The organism is Chamaesiphon sp. GL140_3_metabinner_50 (assembly GCF_025361915.1).
Lineage (GTDB): Bacteria > Cyanobacteriota > Cyanobacteriia > Cyanobacteriales > Chamaesiphonaceae > Chamaesiphon.
The window spans coordinates 1-4,280 of record NZ_JANYJC010000175.1 but is presented as its reverse complement, the minus strand read 5'-3'; the positions used below and the strand labels follow the sequence as shown (position 1 = coordinate 4,280).

At 45.3% G+C, this 4,280-nt stretch carries 4 protein-coding genes and 1 pseudogene; 3 read left to right on the top strand and 2 right to left on the bottom strand.

Annotated elements, in window-relative coordinates; all coding sequences use genetic code 11:
- On the bottom strand, positions 1 to 1,409 hold a 1,409-nt coding region (locus Q0R35_RS08890), incomplete at its 3' end, for an HlyD family efflux transporter periplasmic adaptor subunit (protein ID WP_295616356.1).
- 185 nt (positions 1,410 to 1,594) lie between these two features.
- Here Q0R35_RS08890 and Q0R35_RS08885 point away from each other — a divergent pair.
- The 3 genes from Q0R35_RS08885 to Q0R35_RS08875 all read left to right on the top strand — a co-directional run bounded on the left by Q0R35_RS08885 (position 1,595) and on the right by Q0R35_RS08875 (position 3,647).
- Complete coding sequence (locus Q0R35_RS08885) at positions 1,595 to 2,239, top strand: TetR/AcrR family transcriptional regulator (RefSeq protein WP_295616353.1); 645 nt, start codon at positions 1,595 to 1,597, stop codon at positions 2,237 to 2,239.
- A gap of 129 nt (positions 2,240 to 2,368) precedes the next feature.
- Positions 2,369 to 2,821, top strand: coding sequence for a nitrate reductase associated protein (locus Q0R35_RS08880; protein ID WP_295616350.1), 453 nt, complete (start codon positions 2,369 to 2,371; stop codon positions 2,819 to 2,821).
- A 67-nt stretch (positions 2,822 to 2,888) separates the two neighbouring features.
- A complete protein-coding gene (locus Q0R35_RS08875) occupies positions 2,889 to 3,647 on the top strand; it encodes a DevA family ABC transporter ATP-binding protein (RefSeq protein WP_295616347.1) in 759 nt (252 codons plus the stop codon).
- Between the two features lie 38 nt (positions 3,648 to 3,685).
- On the opposite strand, the pseudogene Q0R35_RS08870 reads toward Q0R35_RS08875, so the two are convergent.
- Positions 3,686 to 4,280: pseudogene (locus tag Q0R35_RS08870) on the bottom strand (hypothetical protein); the annotation flags it as partial.

The following is a 4,280-nucleotide window of genomic DNA, read 5'->3' as shown; positions in this document are numbered from 1 at the left end:
TTAGAATTCGTCAGCCCCTTCACAGTGGTGCTGTCGGTGGGATCGATCGCAATTTTGACTTCGACGACGCGGGAGTCGGAATCGGCTGCTGGATCGGTGTTGAGGACATCTTGCTTGCCGATTTGGAGTCCGATGTAGCTGATTGTACCCTTGAGATTTTGCGTAAATGCGCCAGATTCACTTTTAATGGTGGCGGATTGCCCGACCCTAAGTTTGCGAACATCGCTTTCGTAGACTTCAGCGACGGCTACCATTTGACTGGTTTGCCCCATTTCGACGATGCCTTTATCGCTGGGCGATTCGCCAGCGCGGGTGTGGACTTTGAGAATTTCGCCAGCAATAGGGGCGCGCACGTAAGCTTCGCTGAGTTCGGCTTGGGCTTGACGGGCGGTGGCTTGGGCGCGGGCTAGCTCGGCTTGGGCACCTTGGATATCGACGGGGCGGACTTCAGAAATTTTGGCGAGGGTGCCTTGAGCGGCGGCGATTTGTTGGTTGGTGGTGGCTACGCTGGTTTCGTAGTTAGCTTTAGCTTCGGCAAGTTGTTGTTGGGCGTTGCTGGTAATTTTATTTTGAGTGGCTTTATTTTCGAGAATTTGTTGGTTGAGGGTGGCGACGGTTTGGTTATATTTAGACTGAGCTTCGGCGATTTGTTGGCGAATGGTATCGACTTCTAGGCGTTTGGCATCGACTCTAGTAGTTTCGATCGCCCGATCGGCGTATAGTTGTTGAAAGCGTTTATAGTCTACTTCGGCATTGTTGAGTTGCGATTGTAGGCGGCTGATTGTGGCTGCTTGGGTGGGTTTTTCGCCTGCTAGTTGGGCATTGAGCGATTCAATTTTGCCAGCTTGGGCGGCGGGTTCCCATTTGAGTTGACCTTCGAGACGCGCTTTTGTCGCGATGTATGTATCCCGATTGCCTTTGAGTTGACTCGTGAGTCGAGCGATTTCAGCTTTCTGGGCATCGATTTCGCCGATTTTAGCTCCGGCTTTGACTTTCGCCAGGTTGCTTTGCGATACTTTGACATCTTCTTGCGCTTTGGCTAGGGATGCTTCCAAGCGTTGGCGATTGTCGAGAATGGCGATAATTTGCCCTTTAGTAACTCGATCTCCTTCTTTTACCATCAATTGCGATAGCGTCCCCTTACCGCTTTGGGTACTGGGTGCCGAGATTTTAATGACTTCGCCTAATGGTTCCAATCGTCCTAATGATGTGACTGCGGTAGCTACTACTGGCTCAGGCGCAGCAAGTTTAGCCGCTTGCGTTTCGGGCGGCTTTTGGGCAAACATGCCCGCATAGTGCAATCCGGCTGGCAACATTAACAGCGCAACAACTGATGCACCGATAGTCACCCAGCGATTGACTGAGTTCTTGCTCTTGAATTTATCGACTACAAAGTTATCTTCTGTCATAGCTTGCGAGTTGCCTCTGGTGTGTTTCTGCGGAAACTTATCTACTTACTCGTTAGTCAGTTTAGCACCTAAATAAATTATATGTCAAATCAGTTACAATTCCTAGACCCTATGCCATAATAGGATTATAAAAACTAAGCTATACTGACCGTTTAGTTAAATAAACTGCTGCATCTTCTTATATAATGCCCGTAATTAATAAGCAAAAGACCACAAAATCGACAAATCAGAGCCGTAATTCCGAAGCAACCCGAAATCAACTCTTGGATGCCGCCGAAGCGGAATTTGCCGTTACAGGTTTAATCGCCGCCCGCATGGAAGCCATTGCCGCCCAAACAGGTGTTACTAAAGCAACCATTTATTACTACTTTCAAAGTAAGGAAGAGTTGTATCAAGCGATGCTAGAACGTTGTCTCGTGGGAATGTTAGGTCTGGCAGAACAACTTCAGCTCGATTGCTTGCCACCAGATGCCGCACTGGTAAAGTTGCTTGCCACTATGCTCCAATGTATGTCTGAAAATCCTCATGTAGGTAGTATTCTCTGTCTAGAGGCGGTTCAAAATAAGGGCAAGTATTACCCGAAACAATTGGGTAATATTCTATATGGCACCATCATCGAAATTTTGGAACGGGGGATGCTCTCAGGCGCATTTCGCCAACTCGAACCCCGACATACCGCAGTGAATATTGTCGGTACTTGTTCTTTTTATTTTACCGCGCAGGAAAATCTTAAATATCTTTGGCCGGGTAAAAGGTTACTCGGTAAGGAATTATTACAAAGCCATACTCAAGAATCGATCGATCTAATTATGGCAGGAGTGAGAAATTAGCGGATAGTGAGGTTGTTGGACTGAAAATTTAGACAGGTTGAATATGACGATCGAATCTAACCAGATCTATAAAGAGCGGATATTGACGATCCACTATCCACTATTCACTATTCACTATTCACTAATTCCATGACATACTTTAAATTTGAAGCTGATTTTGTTGATTCATTACGTTGCATCCCAATGATCGTGCGGTTGAAGTTGGATACTTGCGGTGTGAAATTGAAGCTAGCCGAATGGAATAGATTTACGCAAACTGACTGCCAGCAGTTGGTTGAGCTGCCGTGCGATCGAGATTCAGAAATTACCACCTATAAAGAGTATGTGATTAAATTAATATTTCAACATACCGGACATGAAGCTAGTTTACTCAGCATCGATCCGCAGCCACCGTGGTCGAACGATCGCGAAATTCCAGAAAGCGTCTCGACTAAAGCCGCCGAGGAAGGTGTAAATATCGATCGCTCCCAATGGGCAAATCTGACAACGATTCAAAGGTTTGCATTAATTAAATTAACTCGATCGCAACATGAAAACAATAACTTTATACCAGCACTAAAAGAATTTGGAATATTAACGTAAACAATCGATCGATCGCTCAAAGACCGTCAAAATATCGCTAAAGCCTAACACCTAACACCTAATCCAGATGCTAACCTTTAAATCTAAAAGCCAAGATTTAGTAAATATTGAGAGTGGTAATCTCGATAATAATATCGTCGTTGATGTCCATCAACTCAATCACTACTTTGGGAAAGGTAATCTCAAAAAACAAGTGTTGTTTGATATCAACCTCCAAATTGGTAAAGGTGAAATCGTGCTGATGACGGGGCCATCTGGTTCTGGAAAAACTACCCTGCTGACGCTATCGGGTGGATTGCGATCGCCTCAAGAGGGTAGTATGCGAGTGTTGGGTGTGGAAATGGTGGGGGCGAGTAAACGTAAAGTCATCGAAGTCCGGCGCAATATCGGTTATATTTTCCAAGCTCACAACCTGCTCAAATCGCTCACCGCGCAGCAAAATGTCCAAATGGCGGGACAACTGCACGCCGAGATGAGTAGCAAAGAAATCAAAGAACGCGCGACAGAAATGCTCGATGCCGTCGGATTGAGCGATCGCAAGTCCTACTACCCCGATAATCTTTCTGGGGGTCAAAAACAGCGCGTCGCGATCGCCCGTGCCCTGATGAGCCATCCTAAGCTAGTATTAGCCGACGAACCGACTGCTGCTCTAGATAGTAAATCGGGACGCGAAATCGTCGAGATTATGCAGAAACTAGCCAAGGAGCAGGGAACGACAATTTTGATGGTGACTCACGATCACCGGATTCTAGATGTAGCCGATCGAATCGTCCATCTCGAAGATGGTTGTCTGGCTCAAAATGATGTCCTGACTGTCAGCGAATAACTCACTTTTGAGTTGCGATCGAACTAACGCTTGAAGAGTTATAAGTAACAATTAACAATTAAACAGTTAATAGAATCTACGTCTGGATTCTTAACTGTCAAAACAGAAAAAATCTCATCGACGAGAAAATTTGAGGTAACTGGCTCGGATAATTTTTGGAAGATTAAAGATTGAATATCGTCTCGGACTTGTCTTTGGGATAGCCGATTAGATGGAGACTCAATTTCGGTCGATCGCAGCGATCGATCTGTGCGATCGGCACTAATGAAAGCGAATGAGATTCGGCGATCGCCGATCGTCAAAGTATCGATCTTTAATAAACTAGCTGGTATTTCATAACTACGAAAAATTCTTTCTCTATCATCGATCGAATCTTCAATTACCAGCGATTCTTGATGGCGTTCTAGCACCGATCTAATATTAAGTTTAGAAATATGTTCGCCCAATAACTTCGAGAGTAATTTCCATAATCGAGCCGCAATTTGTTTGATATAGTCTAGATCGTAGGCAGAACGAGTAGCGATCGATCTGTAGGTACAACCCGACCAAATTTGCAAGACGATCGTTGATTCTAGATCGTTGAGTTTGCGGTGCTGCGATCGATCTAGCAGAAGATCGATCGATCTAATTGCT

Excerpts from the sequence above, each read along its gene's own strand:
- Q0R35_RS08885 (WP_295616353.1), top strand. The coding sequence starts at position 1,595 with ATGCCCGTAATTAATAAGCAAAAGACCACAAAATCGACAAATCAGAGC.
- Q0R35_RS08880 (WP_295616350.1), top strand. The coding sequence starts at position 2,369 with ATGACATACTTTAAATTTGAAGCTGATTTTGTTGATTCATTACGTTGC.
- Q0R35_RS08875 (WP_295616347.1), top strand. The coding sequence starts at position 2,889 with ATGCTAACCTTTAAATCTAAAAGCCAAGATTTAGTAAATATTGAGAGT.